Here is a 545-nt window from a genome sequence, read left to right as displayed (position 1 = left end):
ATTTTATCAAGCAATTAGGTTTTGTAAGCATAGGCTTTTCCCTGTTGGGAACTGCCTGTATGAGCAATTCAGACGGTGAAAATGTAGCAGAATCTGACGATTCAAATCGTCCTGATCGCATCAATGCATGGCTGCGGATTATGGAGGATGGAAGTATTCTCGTTCTTACCGGAAAAATGGAACTTGGCCAGGGCATAGGGATAGCGGTCGCTCAGGTAGCTGCTGAAGAACTTAATACGAGCCCTAATATGGTGGAAGTGAACCTTGCAGAGACGGGAGTAACCGCCAACGAAGGCTACACTGCCGGGAGCCGATCTATAGAAACCAGCGCTATGTCCATTCGGAATGCAGCCGCCGCGGCGAGAGAAAAATTATTAAGCCTTGCTTCTAAAAAATGGGGAATTCCGCAGTCACAGTTGAGTTTGGAAGATGGGGTAATAAGTAGCGGTGGCCAAACAATGAACCTTTACGAATTACTGGAAGGAAGGCAAATAAATGAAGATATAGGAACACCTTCAGAGATTTATGGAAAAACCAAACGAAAA

1 protein-coding gene is annotated in these 545 nt (G+C 45.1%); it reads left to right on the top strand.

Features of this window, described 5'->3' with window-relative positions; all coding sequences use genetic code 11:
* Positions 1 to 59: 59 nt before the first annotated feature.
* The coding region (locus HC175_RS17020) for a molybdopterin cofactor-binding domain-containing protein (protein WP_168139526.1) at positions 60 to 545 on the top strand (486 nt) is incomplete at its 3' end.

Source organism: Salinimicrobium oceani (assembly GCF_012037645.1).
This window is presented reverse-complemented; position numbering and strand designations above follow the sequence as displayed.